The organism is Streptomyces sp. NPDC002868 (assembly GCF_055563295.1).
Genome location: NZ_JBVHDR010000010.1, coordinates 312,232 through 333,737 on the forward strand (window position 1 = coordinate 312,232; position 21,506 = coordinate 333,737).

Here is a 21,506-nt window from a genome sequence, read left to right on the forward strand (position 1 = left end):
CAACTTCTCGCCGGGACCGCCCAGGACCGAGGATCAGCGAATGAACAGCGCAGACTTGCTGGCAGATGCGTTCGAGCGCGTCCGGGAGGCAGTACACGGGGCGGTCGAGGGGCTTTCACCGGATGACCTCAACGCCCGGCTGGACGCCGACGCGAATTCGATCGCCTGGCTCGTATGGCATCTGTCGCGCATCCAGGACGATCACGTGGCTGATGCGAGTGAAGTGGAGCAGGTGTGGTTCTCCCAGGACTGGGCGGCCCGCTTCGAGCTGCCTTTCCCCAAGGGAGCGACCGGGTTCGGCCACTCCAGCAGGCAGGTCGCCGCGGTACAGGTCCAGTCGGCCGAGCTGCTGCTCGGTTACTACGACGCCGTCCATGAGCAGACCATGCGGTTCGTGCGCGGGCTCGACGACGCGGCGCTGGACCGCGTCGTGGACGAGTCCTGGTCGCCGCCGGTCACTCTGGGAGTCCGTCTGATCAGCGTCCTGGCCGACGACCTGCAGCACGCCGGCCAGGCAGCGTTCATCCGAGGCTCGCTGGAGCGCCGTTGAGAAGCGGCTGTTCGGTCCAGATCGTCTTGCCGTCGCGCGTGTACCGGGTGCCCCACTGCTCGGTGAGCTGGGCCACCAGGAAGAGTCCGCGGCCGCCCTCGTCTGTGGTGCGGGCCCGGCGGAGGTGCGGTGAGGTGCTGCCGGTGTCGGACACCTCGCAGATGAGGTGGTCGTCACGGATGAGCCGTAGGGCGATCGGCCCGCTGCCGTACCGGTAGGCGTTGGTGACCAGTTCGCTGACGATCAGTTCGGTGGTGAAGACCATCTCCTCCAGCCCCCACTCGGCCAGCTGGCATGCCGTAAGCATCCGCGCCTGAGAAGCGGCGGTTGCCTCCACGGGCAGCTCCCACGTGGCCACCTTCTCCGCTGCCAGAACGCGGGTACGGGCGATGAGCAGAGCCACGTCATCGGCCACGTCGTCGGTGGGCCGGTCGCGCAGCAACGCGCCCTCCACCGCCCGGCATGTCTCTTCCAACGAGCGGGTCGGCGGGGTCAGTGCCCCGCACAGATCGGCCAGACTCTCGTCGACGTCTCGCTTGAGGCCCTGGATGAGGCCGTCGGTGTAGAGGGTCAGGAGGCTGCCTTCGTCCAGTTCCAGCTCGACGGCCTCGAACGGCAGCCCGCCCAGGCCCAGCGGCGGGCCTGCAGGCAGTTCGAGGAGGTATACCTGTCCGGCAGGCGTCACCACCGCGGGCGGCGGGTGGCCGGCGCGGGCCACGACGCAGTGCCGCGAGACCGGGTCGTAGACCGCGTACAGGCAGGTTGCGCCAATGACTTGAGGGGAACATTCGTCGGTCGGCTCCTGCTCGGCCGCCAGACGGCCCACGAGATCATCGAGGTGGGAGAGGACCTCGTCAGGAGTGAGGTCGAGGTTGGCCAGGGTGTGTACGGCGGTACGCAGCCGGCCCATGGTGGCCGCCGCGTGGATGCCGCGGCCGACCACGTCGCCGACGACGAGGGCGACGCGGAGCCCGGAGAGGGGGATGACGTCGAACCAGTCACCGCCGACGCCGGTCGTCGCGTCGGCCGGCAGGTAGCGGTGGGCGACTTCGACAGCCGGGTGCCTGGGCACGTCGTGCGGGAGCAGGCTGTGCTGCAGGGTGAGGGCGGCCTCGTGCTGCTGGGTGTAGCGGCGTGCGTTGTCGATGCACACGGCGGCGCGGGCGGCGAACTCCTCGGCGAGTGTGAGGTCGTCCTCCTCGAATGGCTCGACCCGCTTCGACCGCCACAGACTGAGCAGGCCGAGCACGAGCCCCCGCGCGACCAGCGGCACCACCATCAGAGAGTGGACGCCCAGACTGAGGGCGCGCTCAGCCCGCTCGGGGTCCAGGGGGAGCCACCCGGTAGGGCCTTCCAGCTGCGCTTGGAGGATCGGACGCCGCTCGGCCAGGCACCGCGCTTGCACAGTTCCCGGCGGTATCTGAATGGTGCGGCCCACCGGATACATCACCTCCGCCGTGTTCCGCAGGATGCTGCGGATCGCCGTCCGGCGCACGGGTCCGAGCGTCTCCTGGGTGGGCTCTTGGCCGCGGGTCACCGGCTCCAGCAGGTCCACGGAGACACAGTCAGCGAGGTCGGGGACCGCCACTTCGGCCAGCTCACGCGCTGTCTTCGCCACGTCCAGCGTGGTGCCGATGCGGGTGCTGGCCTCGTTGAGCAGGGCCAGCCGACGGCGGCCCTGATAGCGCTCGGTCACGTCCTCGACTGTCTGCGTCACCCCGAGGATGCGTCCGGAGGGGTCCTCCATCCTGAAGGCCGATACGGACACGACCAGTTCACGGCCGGGATCCCGCCGCAAACGGGCGTGCTGCTCGGTGAAGATCGAGGACCGGCCCGTCGCCAGTACCTCCCGCAACTGCCTCTCCACGGTGTCGCTGTCCTGCTGGATCAGGAAGTCGCTGGTGTGGAGCCCGCGATGCTGCTCGACCGGTATCTGACTGAACTTGGAGATCGCCCGGTTCACACGCAGGATGCTCAGGTCCGGGGCGCGGACGGACAGACCGATCGGGGACCGGCGGAACAGCCCGTCCAGGACCGACCGGTCCGTCTCCCACTGGACAACCTCCTCGGCGGGCGCACCGACGAGGACCCATTCGCGGGGGGAGCCGCCTCTCACGGTCATCCGGGCCCGGCACCCCAACTCCACACGATGGCCGTCGCGATGCCGGACGGGCACGACCCCGAACCATCCCCGGTCGCGTACGCATGCCGTCACCGCGTCCATGACGACGTCCTGGTCGCGCGGGTCGACCAGAAAGTCGACCGTCGGCCGCCCCAGCGCCTCCTCGGGCGGGTAGCCGAGCAGCGCCTCGGCCCGCTCGCTCCAGCCGACGACCCTCCCGCGGTCGTCCAGCACCACCAAGGCCGCGCGCCGCACCGCAAACGGGTCTTCCGGGCCTTCGCTGAACGTTGTCACCGGAGTGTCCATCCCTACCACCCTTGCACCTTCCGAGCGGGACCGCCCAAGCCGTGCCGCTCAGGGTGACTTCTCACCGGGCCTGGCGGACGCAGAGTTCTGGCGAGGAGCACCGCCACATCGTCCTGGGCCGCGGAGGGCAGCAAGCGGTCGAGGATGCGGTCGCAGATCTCCTCCAACGGGTCGTCGAGGTGTCGCAGCGCCTGGGCGAGCTGTTGCATGCCCTGGTCGAGATCTCTGTCGCGAGCCTCGATAAGTCCGTCGGTGTACAGCACCAGCAGACTGCCGGGGGGCAGCGGCACCTGCTCGGTCGGGAACTCCTGTCCGCCCGCTCCCAAGGGCGTACCCGGGGGGCCGTCGAGGAACGCGATCGTCCCCTGGGCGTCGGCCACCGCCGGAGGTGGATGGCCGGCCCTGGCGATCAGGCAGCCGCCGGCAGCCGGGTCGTGGACTGCGTAGACGCACGTCGCCATTTCGTTCTCCCCCAGGTCTGCCACGGCGGCATCCAGGGAGCAGAGGATCTGCCCCGGGGGGATGTCGTGGCGTGCCAGCGTTCGCACCGCTGTGCGCAGCTGTCCCATGACGGCCGCGGCATGGATTCCGTGCCCCATGACGTCTCCGATGACCAGCCCGGTCCTGCCGTCAGGCAGGGCGATGACGTCGAACCAGTCGCCGCCGACCTCGTGGTCGCTGGCGGGGAGGTAGCGCCCGGTGAGTTCCAGGCCGGTCACTTCCGGCAGCACGTTGTTCGTCAGGCTGCGCTGCAGAGTGAGGGCCGCTTTTCGCTGCCTGGTGTACATGCGCGCGTTGTCGATGTTCAGCGCGGCTCGGGCGACCAGCTCGTCGATGAGCACGCAGTCCTGCTCGTCGAGCGGCTCGCGGCCGCGGCTACGCGTCACCACCACGGCGCCGAGCACCTTGCCGCGGGCGACCAGCGGGACCAGTCGGGCGGAGCCCACACGGGCAGCGAGGTACGTACGCAGTCCCTCGGCGCGCGGATCGTTGATCAGCGCCGGGATGTCGGACAGGTAGAGATTCATGGGGTGCCCATCGGCGATGACCTGCTCGTACACCGAGCCGAGCGGAACCTGGAAGGTCAGGCCCGCTGCCAGCTTCTCGGCAGGGGCCAACGGATCGGTGAAGGCGGCCGCCATACGACGGACCACGCCGTGGGTGGATGCGGCCGCCTCATCGGGGTCGAGTACCTGTTCCAGCAGTTGTACGTCGGCCGAGTCGGCCAGCTGCGGCACCAGCACCTGCACCACTTCTTCGGCGGTCTGCCGCAGGTCCAAAGTAGTCCCTATCCGCGCGTCGGCCTCGGCCAGCAGGGCGAAGCGTTGCCGTGCCTGCTCGGCCTCGGCCTGAGCCTGCTGCCCCTCGGTGATGTCGATCAGGGAAGCGATCACTCCCAGCGGCCGACCGGCGCTGCCGAGCAGCGGGGCATAGGAGCAGGACCAGGTCCGGTCGTGATCGGGGTCGGCCGGGGTGCGCCCGGTGCGGCGCACGTCGACCACCGCTCTACCGCTGTCCAGGACCTGCTGCATCACCGTCTCCAGCGCCGCGGCGTTGACCCCTGGCGCGACCTCGGTCGGCCGCTTGTCGAGGTGCTCGGCCGCGGAGACGCCGTTCATCCGCGCCAGCGCGTCGTTGACCCGCAGAAAGCGCAGATCGGGGCTGAGCGTGGCCAGACCGATGGGGGACTGGGTGAACAGACCTTCCAGGGCAGCCAGCGAATCCCGCATTCGCAGCACCGCGGAGGTCTCCACGGCGATGGCCAGGAGGCCCGCTCTTCCCCGCGGGTCCACAGACGGGCAGAGCCACATCTCCATCGGCACGAGGTGCCCGTCGCGGTGCCGCAGCGGGAGGGTTCCGACAACCGTCTCACCCGCCATGACCTTCTGCGCGAGCTGCTCGGCCGACTCCCAGTTGGGCTCGGGGACCAGTATGGGGATCCCGTACCGGCCGAGCAGCTGCTCCGGCACGTAGCCGAGCAGGTCCTGGGCGGCGAGCGACCACTCCACGACGCGCCCCTGCGCATTGACTCTCCACAGCGCGATCGGAAGCAGGTCGCGGAGCACACCCGCGTACCCGATCGCCGACAGGGGGTGACCCGGCACATCGCTCGTCGACTCGTGTGTGTCCACGCAATGACCTCACCCCGGGGCGTGGGGGCTCTGCTTGCCGACCACTCCCTGGCGATCTTCCCGGCGAGCGCTGCCGACGCACAGTCAATGCAGCGGCTTCGGGTACGGCGACTTTGGGCGCAGCTTTTCCGGACGCAGTTGCTAACACATCAGCCTATCCGAGGCTCTGGCAGGGGCGAACTGAGCATCCCGTACCCGATGGCTCATGGGAGCTGTTTCATGGCGTGGAGGGCGATGGCGTGGAGGGCGATGGTGAGGCCCAGGGCCGGGAGGCTCGATGGAACTCGTCTCCCAGACCCTGGGCCCATATCGATGGCTGTCATGTTGTTCGCGTGTCTCTGTGCCGTCGATAGTTCCTCCTTCCGCCGTCAGGCGCAGCCCTCTATACGGGGCCGGTGCAGGCTTGCAGCTCGAACCACACCACCTTGCCGACGTGTGTCCGGTCGCTGCCCCAGCGGCGGGACAGCCGGTTCAGCATGTGCAGCCCCCGTCCCTCCTCGTCGTGCTCCTCGACATGGCGCCTCAGCGGTCCGGCCGGATTCGCGTCCTCGATCTCGCAGCGCAGCCCGCCGTGCGGGGAGGGCAGGCAGAAGGTGAGTCGGATCGGCCCCCACGCGTGGCGCAGGGCGTTGGTGACCAGCTCGCTGACGAGCAGCTCCGTGTCGTCGATCTGATCGTCGAGCGCCCAGTCAGCCAGCTGGGCACGGGTGAGTCGCCGTGCTTCACGCACCGAGGACAGGTCGCTGGGCAGGAGCCAGGTCCTTCTACGGGCGGGCCGGGCCGGGATACCGCCGAGCCCGGCATGCCATGGCGCGATAGCCGCGGTCTCGGGCATGGGTGCGGTGAACGGTTTCATGCCGCCCTGCCCTCCATGGCCTGAACAGTCTGAGCGGACCTGCCGTCGGGCAGGAGCTCACCCATGTCCTCGAACACCGTCACACCGTTGCAGAGGAGGCCCCACCCCTGCTCGGGGTGGTAGGCCACGAGGCGGGCGGCGTCATGGTCGGGCGCGGTTGAGGTGGGGCAGGATGGCTGGTGCTGGCACATTTTTGGTCGGACCTTCGATTCTCCGCCCGGCTGGGGTGGATCTCGTATGACGCGACCATCATGTGCCGACAGCGAAGTGACGGGGAGGGGATAAATCCCCGGATTAGTACCTGAACCACCCGCAGTGGGCCCGCGACGTGCTTCGCAGGGTGTCGAAGTCATCGCTCCGCGTGCATCGCCGCTGCGGATTCCCGCATTCCCGCCCCCGTCACTGGCCGGCCGCCGCCTCCCGAGAAGCCCACGGAGTCGAGGCCGAGGAGCCGTACAAGGCCCAGTCCGCCGCCCGGTCGAGTCCCATCTTCGCTCCGCGCCGGACTGCCGCGGCATATCGGCGATCGCCGAGATCGGTGCGGAGCCGGATCTCAGTCCCCTCGTGTCCCGCGGCCAGGTGCCGGAACCCGGACTGCGAGATCCCTATGGAACGCCACACGACCTCCGCCGCGCCCAGCAGCCGGGCACCGCGTTCCGCCTCGCCGGCTGAGGCGGCGGTCCAGGCCAGTGCCTCCATGCACAGGGCGATTCCCCACCCGTCCCCTACGACCCGGCGGGCGTTCAGGGCGTCGCGGAGGAGTTCTGCCGCACGGCTCGGCTCGCCCTGGCGCCAGAGGTGGAGGCCGAGCGCCCACAGGGCATAGGAGCGGGACCAGGGCGCGTGCGCCTCATTGCACAGGTCCAGGCACTCCTTCCCGACATCCGCGGCACGCGGATCGCCGGACATGGCGCATGCCAAGGTGAGCTGATACAGGGCGGTCATCAAGCCATTGCGGTCGCCGGCCGCGCGGTGGCCTTCCACGGCTTCTGCCAGAAGGCCGATCGCCTGGCGGAAGTCTCCTTCGTAAAGCGCGCGTCCGCCCAGGTACTGCGTGGCGTGGACCAGGGTCGAGGCATCGTGAAGCCGGAGAGCGAGAGCCCGGCACTCCTCCAGCCGCGGCAGCGCAGAGGCCGTGTCGCCCCGGAGCACCGACAGCCAGCCGTCCACCCACAGCGCCTTGCCGCGGGCCACCGTGTCCTGCGGCGCGAGCGCCAGCGCCCTGCCGAGCCAGTGGCGGCCCTCGCTGATCAGTCCGCTGCACAGCCAGTGGAACCACAGCGACGCGGCGATCTTCAGCCCCGCCTGTGTCTGGCCGGGCTCGCTGAGGCAGAACTCCAGAGCGGTGCGGATGTTGGCGTGCTCGCTCTGCAGCCGGGCGAGCCAGGTCTCCTGGCGCGGGCTCAGCCACTCCGCCTCCGCGCGGTCCACCAGCTGGAGGTACCAGTCCCGGTGGCGGCGCTGCAGGGCCGGCTTCTCCCCGGCATCGGCCAGGCGCTCCGCGCCGTACTGCCGGATCGTTTCCAGCAGGCGGTAGCGCACCTGGGTACCCTGCTCCTCCCGGATCAGGACCGACTTGTCGACCAGCCCCGCCACCAGGTCGAAGATGCGCTCCTCGGGTATGCCGTCACCCGAGCAGACCGCTTCGGCCGCCTCGAGCCCGCAGCTCCCGGCGAAGACCGACAGGCGCGCCCACAACCGCTGCTCACCGGGGGAGCAAAGATCGAAGCTCCAGTCGATCGACGAGCGCAAGGTCTCGTGCCGGGGCAGGTCCGCCGTGGTCTGTGCCGGGGAGAGCTCGAGACGCTCGTCCAGCCGTCGGAGGAGTTCTTGGGGCGTGAGCGTCCTCAGTTGCGCCGCCGCCAGTTCGATGGCGAGCGGGATGCCGTCCAGGCGCCGGCAGAGCCGAACGACCGTTTCCAGGTTTTCGGCGCCGAGGGTGAAATCCGGCGACGCCTCCGCCGCCCGCCGCTGGAGCAGCCTGACCGACGCGTAGTGGCCGGCCTCCGCGGGGCGGAGCGTCCGATGCGGTTCCGGCACGGCCAGTGCGGGCACCGAGAGGACTGACTCGCCGTCCACCCCCAGGGGCTGGCGGCTGGTGACCAGCACGCACAGCCGGGGAGCCGCACGCAGCAGCCGGTCGGTGAGCGCCGCGCAGCCGTCCAGGATGTGCTCGCAGTTGTCCAGGATCATCAGGGACCGCGCGTCACGCAGATGGTCGCAGAGCATGTCCGTCGGGTGTCTGGCCGACTGGTCCCGCAGCCCGAGCGCGGTGGCGACGGTCTGCGGGAGCAGCCCTTCTTCCTCCAGCGCGCCGAGCTCGACCAGCCATACGCCGTCCGGGAAGGCCCTTCGCACCTCGTCGGCAACTCCCGTTGCCAGCTTGGTCTTGCCCACGCCCCCCACACCGGTGAGGGTCACCAGGCGAGAATGCCGCAGCATCCGTTTGGCCTCGGCCAGCTGCCGTCGGCGGCCGATCAGCGAGGACTCGTCGCCGAAGGAAGTGCCCCGCCGGAGATGGGGACGAGTGCCATTGGCACCGTGGGCGGACATAACACCATGGTTGCACCCTGCGGGAGGCAGAGCCGGATTCCTCTTCGGCCCCCGCCGGGCGGGGACGGCCGGAGCTGCGGAGGAATAGGCTGGTTTGCGTCGGCCCGGCACAAACGGCAGGTACGCCGTGGATCGGGACCGATCCGAGGAATCGATGGCTGTCGTGGCACCAAGCGTCTCGACACGTCGGCAAGAGGGCAAGCTGCCTGCCGAGGTGACGAGCTTCGTGGGACGTCGGAACGAGGTGGCCGAGGTCCGCCGCAGGCTGTCCGGATCGCGCCTGGTGACGCTCACGGGTGTGGGGGGAGTCGGCAAGACGCGGCTGGCCTCACGTGTCGCAGCCGAGGTCCGGTCGGCGTTTCCGGACGGCGTGTGGCTGGTCGAACTCGCGGGCCTGGAGAATTCCGAGCTGCTCGCCCAGACCGTCGCCGAAGCGCTGGAGATCCGGGACCACTCGTCCCGGCCGCCACTGGACGTCCTCACCGACCACCTGCGGGACAAGCGCACGCTGGTGATCCTGGACAACTGCGAGCACCTGCTGCCGCAGTGCGCAGTGCTGGCCGATTCCCTGCTGCGCTCCACCGCCGACCTGAAGATCCTGGCCACCAGTCGGCAGGTGCTCGGCCTCACATACGAGCACACCCTGGCCGTGCCGACGCTGGACCTGCCGAGCACCGAGAACCCCCGGCTCTCCACCAAGTCGCTGACCCGGTGCGACGCCGTACGCCTGTTCATCGAGAGGGCGGGCGCCGTCCTGCCCGGCTTCTCCGTCACCGAGGCCAACCGCGAAGCAGTGGAACGGATCTGCCGGCAGCTGGACGGCATCCCCCTGGGAATCGAGCTTGCCGTCGTCCGGCTGCGGGCCCTTTCCGTACAACAGTTGCTGGAGCGGCTGGACGACCGGTTCCAGTTGCTGACCGCCGGTTCGCGGGTGGTGCTGCCGCGCCACCAGACACTGCGCGCGCTGATCGACTGGAGTTACGTTCTGTGCACCGACCAGGAGCGGATGCTCTGGGCTCGCGCCTCGGTATTCACCGGCGGCTTCGACCTGGAGGCGGCCGAGGAGGTGTGCTCCGGCGACGGCATCAGCCGCGAAGAGGTCCTCGACGTGGTGACCGGACTGGTCGACAAGTCCGTCCTCCTCAGAGAGGAGCCCCATGCGACGGTGCGCTACCGGCTGCTGGACACACTGCGGCAGTACGGCCGGGAGCAGCTCGTCGCAGCCGGGCAGACGGGGCCTTGGCAACGGCGCCACCGCGACTACTACCGGCGGCTGGCGGGCGAAGCGCGTGCCGAGCTGTTCGGTCCGTCCCAGGTGGCCTGGTTCACCCGGCTCCACCTGGAGCACACCAACCTGCGCACAGCCCTGGAGTACAGCTTCGCCGAACCGGGGGAGGCCGAGACCGGCCTGGCCATGGCCTCGGACCTCCTCTACCACTGGATCACGAGTTACTACCTCGGCGAGGGACGGCGCTGGCTGGACGAAGGGCTCGCCATCTGCACCGAACCGAGCCGGGTCCGGGCCCGAGCGCTGTGGACCAACAGCTGGCTGGCCGTCATCCAGTCCGAGACCGCCGTCGCGGCGACCATGCTCGAGGAGAGCGGGAAGCTCGGTAAACAGCTCGCGGACGAGTCCGTACTCGCCTACACCGCGCTGTACTCCGGCATGATCGCCATGTACCGGGGGGACGCCGAATCCGCGATCGGGCTCTACGAGGAGGCGGTGGCCCGGCATCAGGCCACCAACGACCCCGTGGGACTCGCGCTGTCGCTGATCCGGCTCTCCCTGCTCCACTCGTTCCTCGGTGACTCGCCGCGCGCCATCTCCATCGGCGAGGAGTCCCTGAGGGTGTGTGACGCCTATGGAGAGGGCTGGCACCGGGCCTACACGATGATGGCGCTCGGAATCGAGGTCTGGCGCCAGGGCGACACCCGTCGCGCCGCCGAGCTCGAAAAGGCGAGCCTGGGCTTCAACCGTTCGCTCGACGATCCGCTGGGGGTCGGCGTCAACCTCGAGGTGCTGGCCTGGATCGCCGCCACGGCGGAGCACTACGAGCGCGCCGCCCAGCTCCTGGGCATCCTGCAGACCGTCTGGCAGGCGATCGGCGCGCCGCTGTCCGGGTACGGGCACCTCGTCAAGTACCACGACGAATGCGAGTCCCGCACGAGCGGGGCCCTCGGCACGACGGCCTTCCGTGCCGCCGTCAAGAAGGGCTGTCGGCTCTCCTACGAAGAGGCGCTCAGCTACGCGCTCGAGGAGCACCTGGCAGCGGTGGAGCCGGGTGGAGAGGACGAGCGGCCCTCCCCGCTGACCCGTCGGGAGACCGAGATCGCCCAGCTGGTCGCTCAGGGGCTGAGCAACAAGGAGATCGCGGCCACGCTGGTGATCGCCCAGCGCACGGCGGAGGGCCATATCGAGCACATACTGAGCAAACTCGGCTTCACCTCCCGTGCCCAGGTGGCTGTCTGGGTCTTCGAACACGACCGCGCGGCAGGCGGGGAGGAGCGCTCCCCCGAGGGCGAGCGGTGACCGGCTGAGCCGGCCGCCGGATGAGCGCCGCCGCTCGGCAGACCGGTGGGTCGGTGTCAGGGATTCGTACCCCCCGAGCCTGCCCCGAAGCGGCGCGGCTCGGGGAGCATGCGGAGGGGACCGGTGCCCAGGGCCGCTTCCGGCTTCGGCCGGATCGTCGTCCCGGGCACGGGCCGCAGCTGCCACCGTGTGCTGACGGCGGCGAGAGCCAGGATCGCCTCGGCCAGGCCGAAGGTGTCACCGACGCATTTGCGGCTGCCTGCGCCGAACGGCACCATTGCGCCGCGCGGCACTGATGACGCCCGCTCGGGAAGCCAGCGATCGGGGTCGAAGCGATCGGGGCCGGAGAAAGAGTGGGGGTTGCGGCCGAGAACGTAAGGGCTGAACAGAACGGCCGTACCCGGCTTCAGCTTCTGCCCGCACAGTTCCGTCTCGACGGTGACGATCCGGCTGAGCAGCCAGGCGGGCGGATAGAGGCGAAGAGTTTCGGTGACGACGCGTCGGGCGTAGTCCAGGGCGGGCAGGTCGGCGAAGGCAGGCAGTCGGCCGTCGAGGATGCGGTCGGCTTCGTCCTGCAACTGCTGCTCGACCTCGGGGTGCCGGCTCAGGAGGTGGAAGGTCCACGCCAGGACGCTCGCGGTGGTCTCGGTACCGGCGATCAGCAGGGTCATGACCTGGTCGCGGATGTCGTCATCGGTGAAGCGCTCACCGCTTTCCTCGTCCTGGGCCCCGACCAGGATCGACAGCAGGTCCCCGTTGTCCGCCCCCGAGAGCCGGCAGCCCTGGACCGTCTCGTCGATAACTGCGCGCAGCCTCCTGCGTGCTTGCTCGAAGCGCCTGTTCTCCGGAGTGGGCAGTCGCTCCAGGAGACCGACCGGCGCGGTCATCCGCCGGTAGATGCCCCGAAGGATGATGGGCAGACACTGCTGTACGTCGGCAACGGCCCGACCACCGATCGTGGTGGAGAACAACGTTCGCGTGGTGACCCGGACCGTCAGCGCATGCAGCGTGGCGCCGAGGTCGATGGCACGGCCTTCCTGCCACGAACCGAGCACGGCGTCGATCTCCTCGCACATCACGGCGGCGTACGACGCCGTCCGGCTGGAGTGAAAGGCGGGCTGCACCAGTCGGCGCTGCAACCGGTGCTCCGCCCAGGCCGAGGTGAACAGGCCGTTGCCCACGAGGGGGCGGACCTTGTCGAACAGCGGGCCGCCCTTGTCGTAGGTGCGCGGGTCCAGCAGGACCTGACGTACGAGCTCGGAGTGGCAGGCCAGGTAGGCGCGCTGGGGGCCGAGACGGACCTCGACCAGGTCGCCGTGGGCGGGCAGGGCAGCCAGGAACTCCAGCGGACGGCGCCGCAGAGGGATCGCATGGCCGAGAACGGGGAGCCGGCCGGGAGCGACGCCCTTCGTCGACGGCGCAGCCATGCCGGTGCCCGACAGGCGGGTGCTCGACCGCATGCGTGCAGTCTCTGCCACTCTTCAGCTCCTCGTCATGGATGGTGTCGCCGTCTGCGGCCTGCCGCTATCGGTATGGGTATGGGTGTTGGGCCGTGCTTGGAGTCGGGTGACGGGAGCGGTGAGGCTGATCCAGCCCGAGGTGGAACCGTCCCAGACGTAGCCGTCGCCGAAGTAGCGAGGCGTGAGGTACTCGAACTCCGCGCTGCCACCGATCAGATGGTCCAGGCCGTTCAGGTACGCGCGGATGTCCGCCCGCGTCGCGTGTGGACCGTTCAGCACCTGGTCCCGGGCTGCGATATAGGCCCGCTCGTGGTGCTCGACCAGCTCACGAAGCCGGTCGACGCAACTCTGCAGACCGAGTCCCTCGCGCTCGATCAGCACGCGGGCCACCGTCATCTTGTCGTCCTGCGCATGCTCCTTGCGCCACGAGAGCAGGTCGTTGACGATGATCATCTGCCGCATGCAGTGCGTGTGCACGTCCGCGAGCAGCCGATCGCATCCGGTCATGTCGACGCCCGCCGCGTATTCGGTCATCAACCGGATGAAGCCGCAGCCGAAACTGTTCAGACGCACGGTCATACAGGTCTCGTAGTCCGGCACCCGCTCCGTCAGCTTGAAGCGGATCTCGGTGACGCACCCGTGCAGAAACGCCTCGAGAGCACCGGCGAACCGTCGAATCTGACCAGGAGAGAGCCCGGGACTGATACGACGCCACAGCTCCTTGCCCGCCAAGCCGTAGGGAAAGTCCTCGCTCCCGCCGCCGTCACCGTGGAAGTTGTCCATGATGTCGGCGAACACCTCGCGCGCACCGGCCTCATCGGCTCCCAGCGCCGAACGGTCCGAGACGAAGCTGTCGATGACGGTGACGTACTGGTACCAGTCGGCTACATCGAGCGCCCGCTGCTCGTCGGCGTACGGCACGGTCAGTGGTCCGTACAGTCCGTTCCGCTGACGTAAGAAGGAAAGCAGGTCTTCCTCACTCGCGAAGCAGTCGCCGAGTCGGCGGCGCACCCAGCCGTTCGACCGGAACTCGATCTGCGCCGCCTTGGGGTGGTAGGCCACCGGCAGCAGCCGAGGCAGCTCGGGCAGGAAAAATTCGGTCATGACGTCCTTACGGAAGCGGCGTGGGCAAGTTGGCGCAGGGTTTCGACGGCAGCCTCCGGGAAGGGGGCGTGGTCGAGGGCATTCATGGCTCGGCGCAAGCGACGGGCGATCATCCGCTCCACCGCGAGGCGGGCACCGGTGGCTTCCAGAACGGCCCGCACGGAGTCGGCCTGCTCCTCGGTCAGATCGGGGCGGCCCACCAGAGCACGCAGAAGGCGGAGTTGCGCAGGCGTGGCTCTTGCGACGGCGAGGGCCATCAGCACGGTGCACTTACCGTGGCGGAAGTCGTCACTGATGGGTTTGCCGGTCGCCGCGGGATCGCCGAATCCTCCCAGGAGGTCGTCCCGGAGTTGGAACGCCTCTCCGATGGGAAGGGCGTAGGCGGTGCAGGCTTCCATGACGGCGGTGCTGCATCCGGCCAGAGCGCCACCGAGATGCAGCGGTCGCTCCACGGTGTACTTGGCGGTCTTGAAGCGGCTCACCGTCAGGGCATAGGCGATATTGCCGGTCGGCCTGCCAGTGCCGAGCAGGTCGAGATACTGGCCGTACATGACCTCGGTACGCATGGCGTTCACCACGCCAAGGGCCGCACGCATTGGCACGGGCGCGAGGCCCGCCGAGTGGAGCAACTCGTCGGACCAGGCCAGTGCGAGGTCGCCGAGCAGGATGGCGGCGTTCGCACCGAACTGGTCGGCGTCCCCGGGGCCTTGGCGGCTTCGGTGACGGTCGGCCAGGGATGCGTGGACGCTTCGATGCCCTCTGCGCGTGTCGCTGTCGTCCATGACGTCGTCATGAATGAGGGCGGAGGTGTGGAACAGCTCCAAAGACGCCGCGGCCCGCAGCACCGGTTCCGGGTCTCCGCGACCATGTGCGGCGCACCAGCCGCACACGCACATCACTGGTCGTATTCGCTTGCCGCCCACGCAGAGGAATCTGCGTAACGTGTCGATGAGTTCCGTGAGTTGGGGAGGAGCCGAACGGCTCTTCGCCGCCAGAAACTCCGCAAGCACCGTGTCGACCGCTTGCCGGATCTCCACCATGTCCAGCACGGCATCATTGAGGGCCATCGTGGTGTGGCCCCCCGCACCTGCCACAGCAACGCGCATGGCCCCCTCCGAGGGAGCGAGACGAGGAAAGCAAGAGCGAGCAAATCAGTGCGGAGACATGTACTCCCCGTTCGTTCGCCCTTGATGCTTCACCTCTCCACCCCGGGGGAAACCACGATGCTGCTGCCCCTGGCGCACCATTGCCCACCATGTGGTGCACGGCACAGCGCGCACGGCCTACCGTGCGCCGTTGACTACGCGGATGGTGCTCCGCTAAGGGGCTCGTGCCGCACCATCTCCAAGCGGCGCGGCCTCAGCCCCGCCGCGACCAGCTCGTCGCGCGCCCGCGCCGCAACACCCCCCGCCCCGCACTGACCGGCCAGGTCCACACCACGGTGCAGGGGCTCGGCCGCTTGCGAGAGGAGTCCGGCGCGGCGAAGCGCGGTGCCGAGCTCCACCAGAGCACCGGCGAGTTCGTACGACGACGGCGCCAACTCCAGCGTGGTGACGGCGCGCTGCAGCAGAGCAATCCACTCGGGCCCGTCCGTCACCCGGGCGAGCACACACAGCGCTTTCCCCACCGCCGTTGCCGTACCGAAGCGCTCGGCGCGGCGCAGCGCCTCCCGCGCCAGGTCCAGCGCCCGCCCAGCGTCCGTTGTCCGGGTGGCCAGCGCGAGATGGGGCAGCCACGGGCACCAGGCCGGATTGCGCATACCGCGCAGATCGAGGCGGCGGCCCACCGCGGCCAGCTCTTCGGCAGCCTGCTTGTCCATTCCCCGCGCCAACAGCAGTTCGCCGTGGACGGTCTCGGCATCGGGAAGCGTCACGGCCGACGGGAACGGCTTGCCGAACCGGCGTTCCACTGCCAGCTCCTGGGCAGCCGCTGTCTCCCCGCGGGCCAGCAGGATTTCGATCAGGCTTGCCATCGCGTACCACTGGGCATGGGTGCCCGCGGTCCCCAGGCGGTCCCCGAGCTGCAGTCCGGCGCGTACGAAGTCCTCGGCCTCGGTGAGCTGGCCTTTCCAGAAGCGGATATAGCCGAGCAGGCTGTAGGCGAGCGAGAGGTGCACCCCTCGCCAGCCCTGCTGTTCGTACTCTGCGATGGCTTCCGAATACAGCTCCTCGGCCCGGTCCGGGCGGTCGCAGTACAGGAAGGTGAGGGCCACCAGTGACGGGGCTTCGAAGCCCCACTGCTCGTCCGTCCAGCTCATCCCGCCGGAGCCCAGCGCCCGCTCCGCGAACTCCAGTGCGGTCGCCGCCGGTTCGCCGCGCACCATCGCATCCCATGCGCGCAGCCCGTAGAGATAGCGTTCGGTCTGGCTCTGGCCGGACAGCCGCTGCGTGAGTTGGCTGAGCCGACGCGACAGGACCGGCGCTTGCCGGTCGTCGGAGGTGAACGCCGACAGCATGAAATGTTCCATGAGCATGCGCAGACGTACTCGGGAGTCCGTGGCGATACGGATTTCCTCCATCGCCACCTCCGCGGCTTCCGTGAGCCGGTCGCAATGCGACAGCGCCCTCCCGAGACGGATGACGATGCTCTGCCGCAGTTCCGACGGCAGAGCCGGCTCCTGCAACGCAGCCTGCAAATGGTTCACCGTCACCGTCGGATCGTGCAGCAGCGCCGGGGAACCGAGTTCGTGCAGCACGTTGGCCCGCAGTCTCGCGGGCGGAGGCTCGCGCAGCGCGCGGCTCAGACAGCGCCGGGCAGCGTCGGGAGCACCGCGGTGCACATACTCCCTGGCCGCTTCGCGCAGTTGCTCCGCCACCCAGGCGTCGCCCTCCGGTTGTGTCTCCAGCAGATGCCGAGCCGCCACGGCCGGACCCTCGCCCGCCTCGACGAGCTCCCAGGCGGCCTTGCCGTGCAGTGCCACCCGCATCGCGGGCGGGATGGCCCGATAGACCGCCGTCGCGATCAGCGGATGGACGAACTCCGGCTTCATGCCGTACGTCAGAATGCGCTCGGTCCTCAGCACATCCGCCGCTTCCGCGGCCTCGGCCGGTCCCAGCGCTGCCAGCGACGACGCAAGGCTGAAGGTCGCCTCGGAGCCAAGTACGGCAACGGCCCAGGCCAGCCGCACCGCGATCGTGCCCAGCTGCTCCAGCCGGTCCACCAGGCCGCCGCCCTTGGTCTCGGCCGCGAGGTCCCGCAACGTACAGGCGTTCTCCCGCCTGGGGGCCAGGTGACGGTCGCGTACCTTCGCCGCCAACTCGACCGTCTCAAAGGGGTTCCCGCCCGTGACCAGCCAGGCTTCGTGACAGAAGTCGTCGTCGACCTCGGTGCCCAGCGCCTCGCGCAACAGATCGGCGACCGCGGCGGGCGTCAGCGGCGCCAGGTCCAGCGGACGCACCCTGTTCCGCTCGACCATGTCGCTGAACGCCTTGGCCTCATCCGGCATTTCCTCCGGGCGGTAGGCGACGACCACGAGTACGGGCAGGTCCTCGACCCGCGCGGCAAAGGAGTTCAGCCAGGCCAGGGACTCCGCATCCGCCCAGTGTGCGTCGTCGACGACCAGGACCAAGGGGCCGCGCCGTACCGCGACATGAGTGACCACCCAGTCCAGACCGTCCCGCACCCCCTGCGGATCCGGCACCGCGCGCTCCACGGCGGGACTCAAGCCGACACAGGGACCGACGATGCCGTACCAGTCGCCCAGCACCTCCCGGCGCTCGCTCTCGGAGTACGAGGCCAGCAGCGGCTGGAGCAACTGCCGCACCACATGGAAGGCCAGACTCTGCTCCTGCTCGCCGCCTTTCGCGAAGAGCCCTGTGCAGTCCCGGTCGGCCATAAGGCGACGCACCTCCTCCAGGAGGGTCGTCTTGCCTGCCCCGGCCGGTCCGGTGAAGGCCAGCAAGCCACCGCGGCGTGCGGAGGGAATCACCGCACCCGCCGTCGAACGGCCGCTCACCGCGTCCAACGCCGCCTTGACAATGACCAGTTCGGCGTCTCGCTCAAGGGTTCTGGGAACGATCCGTATGTCCCGCTCGCGCTGCTCCTCGTCCGGTGCTCGGCCTTCGGCTCGCTGCGTGTCCGACCGGTCCGCGACCACCCGTTCTCCTCCCGGCACGGTGAACATGCCCGTCGGCGATCTCGTTCTTCACGTAGCGTATCTCCCGACTAACCGTCAGCGAGAGGACGGCGGAGCATGTACATCCTCATGAGTGGACGCGCCGTTACTCTGTCCCGCTCCTCCGCCATGACGGCCGACCCTTCCGCGGTCAGCCAGCCCCCACCACCGGCATTGACCTCCTCGTGTCCACGCGGCCAGCGTCCGACGAGTGGCGTGAGCCTGAAGAGCAGGCCAGGGCGGCGATGTCGCAACTGCCGCGACCTCTTACCACGCAGCAGTCTTATCAGCCTCGACGATGCCTGGATCTGTCGTTAATTCAGGTGAACTCCGAATCATACGTCCCGATTAGAGGCAGGGATCCTCTACCTTCCTGCCGTCCCTACTCATCGTGGAGGTTCGGGGCGAAGCTTCTGAGCCGGGCACAATCTCGGGGAGTTCGTGTTGCGTATGGTGCTTGAGCGCGCTGACGGGGGAGGGTCGCCACAGGCCGAGCTGCGCAGCAGGTGGCTGTACGTGGCGGGAGTGGGGCAGGCCGTGTGCATCGGCTCCGCGGTCGCCGCTGCGGTGGGCGGGCGGTTCGCCCAGCTGGGGCTGCCGGTGGCCGATGTCGGGGTGCCCGCTGCGCACGGCGTGGCCGTCCTCTCCATCCTCGCGCGGGCGCGATCGGCCACGGGACGAGTGCGGCTGCGCCTGTTGTTGCTCGGTCTGTCGACGGGTGCGGCCGGCATGCATGAGCTTGTGCTGCGCCAGTTGACAGCATTGCTCCGGTCGCCCACCGGGATGCTCTATTGGGCGGTCGAACTGCTTGCCGTGGCCGGCATCGCCGTCGCGCTCTGTCTGGGCGTGGCCGGGCTGGTAGTCGCGGCCGGCGACGGCGGCACGCGGCTGGCCTGGCTGCGACGGCTGTTGGACGGGTGGATGATTGCTGGATCGTTGTTCACTCTTGGCTGGGTACTCCTCTTGCATCGGGCAGATCTGGGCGGTGACATCCTGGCAGCGCTGTCCGATCTCGGCCGAGTGGTCGCGGACATCCTCGTTCTGGGACTGCTGCTGGTCCTGCGCTTCGCCATGGCACGCGGGCATCGTGCGTCCGTCACCGTTGCGGCATTCGGTCTCGCGGTCTTCGCGGTAAGCGACATGCTCCGCATCTTTTCGGCAGAGCCGGTCGTCTCAACCACGATTCCGGTCACCGAGACATGCTCGATGACCGGTATGTTCCTCATCGCCGCCGCGCCGTGGCTGCCCGGCGGCGACAGCGTCCTGGGCGTGGACCGGCGGGAGTTGCCCGTGGCGGGAGTGGTGGCGGCGTTCCTCCCCGTAGTCGTTTGTGCGCTGGCCGTGGTGGTGCACACCTTGTCCGGTTACCGCCTCGATGTGGTCATGCTGGTCGTCGGAGGCACCGTGTTGTTCGCACTGAGTGTGCGTCAAGGCGTGGTGCATGCTGACAGTCTCTGCCTCACGAGAGAGGTCGCCACCCGCGAGGATCACTTCCGTACGCTCGTCCAGGGTTCGAGTGACGTGATTGCTATCGCCGGCGAGGACTGTGTGCTGCTCTACATCAGTCCGGCTGTGCACCAGGTTTTCGGGTACCGGCCCGAGGACCTTCTTGGCACCCGCTTGCCGCTGCTCATTCACCCCGACGACTTGCCGCCGCTGAAACAGACCATCGGGAAGCTGAGGGAGGAAGACGAACTCAGCAGCCACAGCCTGAGCCGTCGTGTTTCCTGCCGGATGCGGTCGGCCGACGGACAATGGCGCCACATCGAGTCAACGATCAGCCTTCACCACGACGGGTTGATCGCCAACAGCCGGGATGTGAGCGAACGAGTCGCGCTGCAGGCACAGCTGGAGCATTTGGCGTTCCACGATGCGCTGACCGGCCTGCCCAATCGTGCTTTGTTCGCTGATCGGATCAAGCACGCCCTGGCCAAGCGGTCGGCCGACAGTGCACCGCCCGCAGTGCTCTTCCTCGACCTGGACGGCTTCAAGCAAGTCAACGATTCGGCCGGGCATGCGGCGGGTGACGAGCTGCTCATCCAGGCCGGGCGGCGGCTGCAGGCAGCGGTACGAGCGGAAGACACCGTTGCCCGCCTCGGCGGCGATGAGTTCGGCGCACTGCTGGAGGGGGAGGCTGGGGCTTGTGAGTCCCGGACGCGGGAGGTGGCGGAGCGGCTGCTGCTCGCCTTGGCACAGCCCTACCGCCTCGCCGGTACCGAGGCCGTGGTCGCGGCTTCGATCGGGCTCGCGGTGGCTACCCCGGGAATCACCCCCGACGAATTGATGCGCAATGCCGACCTGGCGATGTACGGCGCCAAGGCCGCAGGCAAGCGACGCATTCAGATGTATCAGCCGCAGACGCACAGCAATCAGCGTCCAAGTTGGGCGGCACTGTGACCGTGTCATTTCAATTGATAAAGTCGTCATAGAGTAGTTGGTGGCGGACTGCGTCGAAGCCCTCGAGGGCTCGTGCGAGTTGCTCTTCGGTGTGCACCGCGATGTAGCTGCTTCTCAGGCGGGGCGACGCGGCGGGAGGGAGTACCGCGTTGACATATACACCTTGCTCAATCAGGAGATTCCACGCGATGAGAGTGCGTTTTTCGTTCACCGTATCGATGGGGACTATTGGTGCTTGGCCGGCGCCGGTTGGATAGCCGAGCGACGCCAGTTCCCTTCGCATGAAATCCGCCTTTGAAATCACTTCTTTGGAGCGCCACGGCTCCTCCTGAAGTATGTGCAGCGACTCCAGAGCTGCTGCCGTGCTGGCCGGGCTCAGGCTCGCGGAGAACAACAGGCTGCGTGCGTTGTGGCGGAGGTACTCAATTACCTCCTCATCGCCGAGGATCGCTCCGCCAGTTGATCCGAAAGCCTTGGAGAAGGTGAGCGTGACGAGTGGCACTTCCTCCACGAGGCCGTAGTGGGCGCACGTTCCCCTGCCCTCGGCCAACACGCCGACACCATGCGCGTCGTCGACAAGGAGAGTGGCTCCGTACTGTCGGCACACCCGTACTAATTCAGGCAGCGGACAAAGGTCGCCCTCCATGCTGTAGACGCCGTCCACCACAACCATCCGACCGGCCTGCTCGGGAAGTTGATCGAGTTTGCGGCTCAGATCCTGTGTGTCGTTGTGCGCGAACCACTGGACCCTGGCCCGACTGAGCCGAGCGGCGTCGACGAGGGAAGCGTGTGCCTGCTTGTCGATGAGAATATGATCCCCTGGGCCGCAGAGGCCGGTGACAGCAGCCAGGTTGGTCTGATAGCCCGTGGTCAGCAACAGGGCGGCTGGTTTGCCGAAGTACTTGGCGAGCTTCCTCTCCAAGTGGTCATGGAGGTCGAGGTTGCCATTCAGGAGCCGAGAACCCGTGCAGCCTGCGCCATATCGGCGCGATGCTTCTGCGGCGGCGTCACATACCCGTGGGTCGGTGCTCAGTCCTAGGTAGTCGTTGGAGCCGCACATGATGACTTCGCGGCCGTCTGGAAGCCGAGCTACGCCCTGGTCCCGCTCGCTGAAATTGAGGTAAAAAGGGTAAAGTCCGCTCTTTTTCAGTTCGCGGGAACGGCTATACCCGGTGCACTTTCTGGTGACGTTCATAAATGGCCTTCCCCCCCGAGGGCTCCCGGAGTTGAGCGAGCGTATCGGCTCGTCCGCGTAGGGACCCGCCCAGCCCGGTAAGCGAATAAATATTCTCCGATTCGACACGCAGACCTATAAAATGCAACCTCCAATCGGTCAAAATTGATCATTCTCGATACTCAGCCCTCTCCAACTCCCGTTGAGG

13 protein-coding genes are annotated in these 21,506 nt (G+C 68.4%); 3 read left to right on the forward strand and 10 right to left on the reverse strand.

Features of this window, described 5'->3' with window-relative positions:
• The first annotated feature begins 40 nt into the window (after nucleotides 1-40).
• Nucleotides 41-550: a mycothiol transferase gene (locus ACZ3H8_RS28350; protein ID WP_467406630.1), complete on the forward strand. Its 510-nt coding sequence runs from the start codon at nucleotides 41-43 to the stop codon at nucleotides 548-550.
• On the opposite strand, the gene ACZ3H8_RS28355 is transcribed toward ACZ3H8_RS28350, so the two are convergent.
• The 5 genes from ACZ3H8_RS28355 to ACZ3H8_RS28375 form a co-directional block, all read right to left on the reverse strand.
• On the reverse strand, nucleotides 522-2,978 hold the full coding sequence (locus ACZ3H8_RS28355; protein WP_467406633.1) for a SpoIIE family protein phosphatase: 2,457 nt from the start codon (nucleotides 2,976-2,978) through the stop codon (nucleotides 522-524). The two genes, ACZ3H8_RS28350 and ACZ3H8_RS28355, sit on opposite strands and share 29 nt — an antisense overlap.
• Nucleotides 2,979-2,980: 2 nt before the next feature.
• On the reverse strand, nucleotides 2,981-5,110 hold the full coding sequence (locus ACZ3H8_RS28360; protein WP_467406636.1) for a SpoIIE family protein phosphatase: 2,130 nt from the start codon (nucleotides 5,108-5,110) through the stop codon (nucleotides 2,981-2,983).
• A 382-nt stretch (nucleotides 5,111-5,492) separates the two neighbouring features.
• Complete coding sequence (locus ACZ3H8_RS28365) at nucleotides 5,493-5,966, reverse strand: ATP-binding protein (protein ID WP_467406638.1); 474 nt, start codon at nucleotides 5,964-5,966, stop codon at nucleotides 5,493-5,495.
• Entirely contained in the window at nucleotides 5,963-6,157 is a 195-nt protein-coding gene (locus ACZ3H8_RS28370; RefSeq protein WP_398985041.1) for a DUF5999 family protein, read from the reverse strand. The genes ACZ3H8_RS28365 and ACZ3H8_RS28370 overlap by 4 nt, the downstream gene beginning before the upstream one ends.
• Nucleotides 6,158-6,365: 208 nt before the next feature.
• The gene (locus ACZ3H8_RS28375; protein ID WP_467406642.1) at nucleotides 6,366-8,519 is read right to left on the reverse strand and encodes an ATP-binding protein; all 2,154 of its coding nucleotides are present in this window, start codon (nucleotides 8,517-8,519) and stop codon (nucleotides 6,366-6,368) included.
• 226 nt (nucleotides 8,520-8,745) lie between these two features.
• Here ACZ3H8_RS28375 and ACZ3H8_RS28380 point away from each other — a divergent pair, with 226 nt between their 5' ends.
• Complete coding sequence (locus ACZ3H8_RS28380) at nucleotides 8,746-11,049, forward strand: ATP-binding protein (protein WP_467406644.1); 2,304 nt, start codon at nucleotides 8,746-8,748, stop codon at nucleotides 11,047-11,049.
• A 56-nt stretch (nucleotides 11,050-11,105) separates the two neighbouring features.
• On the opposite strand, the gene ACZ3H8_RS28385 is transcribed toward ACZ3H8_RS28380, so the two are convergent.
• From ACZ3H8_RS28385 to ACZ3H8_RS28400, 4 genes are all read right to left on the reverse strand, one after another.
• A complete protein-coding gene (locus ACZ3H8_RS28385; RefSeq protein WP_467406647.1) occupies nucleotides 11,106-12,527 on the reverse strand; it encodes a cytochrome P450 in 1,422 nt (473 codons plus the stop codon).
• A gap of 3 nt (nucleotides 12,528-12,530) precedes the next feature.
• Complete coding sequence (locus ACZ3H8_RS28390; RefSeq protein WP_467406649.1) at nucleotides 12,531-13,613, reverse strand: terpene synthase family protein; 1,083 nt, start codon at nucleotides 13,611-13,613, stop codon at nucleotides 12,531-12,533.
• Nucleotides 13,610-14,719: a polyprenyl synthetase family protein gene (locus ACZ3H8_RS28395; protein ID WP_467406652.1), complete on the reverse strand. Its 1,110-nt coding sequence runs from the start codon at nucleotides 14,717-14,719 to the stop codon at nucleotides 13,610-13,612. Before ACZ3H8_RS28395 ends, ACZ3H8_RS28390 begins: the two co-directional genes overlap by 4 nt.
• Before the next feature lie 194 nt (nucleotides 14,720-14,913).
• Entirely contained in the window at nucleotides 14,914-17,709 is a 2,796-nt protein-coding gene (locus ACZ3H8_RS28400; protein WP_467406654.1) for an ATP-binding protein, read from the reverse strand.
• Nucleotides 17,710-18,177: 468 nt separating this feature from the next.
• Between ACZ3H8_RS28400 and ACZ3H8_RS28405 the strand changes: the two genes are divergently transcribed.
• Nucleotides 18,178-20,124 carry a diguanylate cyclase domain-containing protein gene (locus ACZ3H8_RS28405; RefSeq protein ID WP_467406657.1) on the forward strand — a complete coding sequence of 649 codons (1,947 nt, stop codon included), beginning with the start codon at nucleotides 18,178-18,180 and terminating at the stop codon, nucleotides 20,122-20,124.
• Nucleotides 20,125-20,134: 10 nt separating this feature from the next.
• Here the strand turns inward: ACZ3H8_RS28405 and ACZ3H8_RS28410 are convergent, their stop codons facing one another.
• Nucleotides 20,135-21,319: an aminotransferase class I/II-fold pyridoxal phosphate-dependent enzyme gene (locus tag ACZ3H8_RS28410; protein ID WP_467406658.1), complete on the reverse strand. Its 1,185-nt coding sequence runs from the start codon at nucleotides 21,317-21,319 to the stop codon at nucleotides 20,135-20,137.
• Nucleotides 21,320-21,506: the final 187 nt, after the last annotated feature.

Bases quoted from the DNA above. Each gene is read 5' to 3' on its own strand.
- ACZ3H8_RS28350 (WP_467406630.1), top strand. From the start codon at position 41: ATGAACAGCGCAGACTTGCTGGCAGATGCGTTCGAGCGCGTCCGGGAG.
- ACZ3H8_RS28355 (WP_467406633.1), bottom strand. From the start codon at position 2,978: ATGGACACTCCGGTGACAACGTTCAGCGAAGGCCCGGAAGACCCGTTT.
- ACZ3H8_RS28365 (WP_467406638.1), bottom strand. From the start codon at position 5,966: ATGAAACCGTTCACCGCACCCATGCCCGAGACCGCGGCTATCGCGCCA.
- ACZ3H8_RS28370 (WP_398985041.1), bottom strand. From the start codon at position 6,157: ATGTGCCAGCACCAGCCATCCTGCCCCACCTCAACCGCGCCCGACCAT.
- ACZ3H8_RS28375 (WP_467406642.1), bottom strand. From the start codon at position 8,519: ATGTCCGCCCACGGTGCCAATGGCACTCGTCCCCATCTCCGGCGGGGC.
- ACZ3H8_RS28390 (WP_467406649.1), bottom strand. From the start codon at position 13,613: ATGACCGAATTTTTCCTGCCCGAGCTGCCTCGGCTGCTGCCGGTGGCC.
- ACZ3H8_RS28395 (WP_467406652.1), bottom strand. From the start codon at position 14,719: ATGCGCGTTGCTGTGGCAGGTGCGGGGGGCCACACCACGATGGCCCTC.
- ACZ3H8_RS28405 (WP_467406657.1), top strand. From the start codon at position 18,178: ATGGTGCTTGAGCGCGCTGACGGGGGAGGGTCGCCACAGGCCGAGCTG.
- ACZ3H8_RS28410 (WP_467406658.1), bottom strand. From the start codon at position 21,319: ATGAACGTCACCAGAAAGTGCACCGGGTATAGCCGTTCCCGCGAACTG.